At 63.2% G+C, this 886-nt stretch carries 1 protein-coding gene; it reads left to right on the top strand.

Going from position 1 to position 886, the window contains the following annotated elements; all coding sequences use genetic code 11:
• Positions 1-886, top strand: an 886-nt coding sequence (locus G3446_RS26995; protein ID WP_164456725.1) for a reverse transcriptase domain-containing protein, incomplete at both ends; no start/stop codon positions are given.

Raw genomic sequence — 886 nt, forward strand, 5'->3', positions numbered from 1 at the left:
ACCAAACTTGAGCGTTTCACACGGATGGCGCGCGAAGAGCCGCGCAAGCGGTTCAATGCCCTGATGGGACTGTTGAGTGAGCCCGAGGGGCTGCGCGAAAGCTTCGAGCGCCAGGATGGACGCAAGGCGCCCGGAGTTGATGGGGTGAGGAAAGACGACTATGGCGTCGGTTTGGACACGCGCCTGGAAGACCTGTCGGCACGGCTGCGCCGACTGGGCTACCGGCCACAGCCGGTGCGGCGCACCTACATCCCGAAAGGGGACGGCCGCTACCGGCCGCTGGGTGTGCCCGCCTTCGAAGACCGGCTGGTGCAGGATCGCCTCAGCGCGATCCTGCAAGCCATCTGGGAGCCGGAGTTTTGTGACTGCTCGTATGGCTTTCGTCCCGGTCGTAGCGCGCACGATGCGCTGCGCCGCGTGGCGGAGGTCATCACCAATGAGCGAACACAATGGGTCGTCGAGGCCGACATCAAAGGCTTCTTCGATCACGTTTCCCATGCCCACTTGCTGCGCTTTCTGGAGCACCGTATTGGCGATCCCATGCTGTTGCGGATCATCCGGCGGTTCCTGAAGGCCGGCATCATGGAAGACGGCGTATGCACAGCCAGCGTGGAGGGAACGCCACAAGGCGGATTGGTCTCGCCCGTGCTCAGCAATCTCTACCTGCACTATGTGCTCGACCTCTGGTTCGAGCAGCGTTTCGCCAGGAGCTGCGCGGGCAAAGCCTTCCTGATCCGCTATGCCGATGACTATGTGGCCTGCTTTGAGCACGAAGCGGACGCGCGCGCCTTCATGGAGGTGATGCCGACGCGTCTGGCGCAATTCGACCTGGAAGTCGAGCCGAGCAAGACCGCGCTGTTGCGATTTGGCTCGCACGCGCTTGGCC

This window comes from Thiorhodococcus minor (genome assembly GCF_010820565.1).
In the GTDB taxonomy this organism is placed as follows: domain Bacteria; phylum Pseudomonadota; class Gammaproteobacteria; order Chromatiales; family Chromatiaceae; genus Thiorhodococcus; species Thiorhodococcus minor.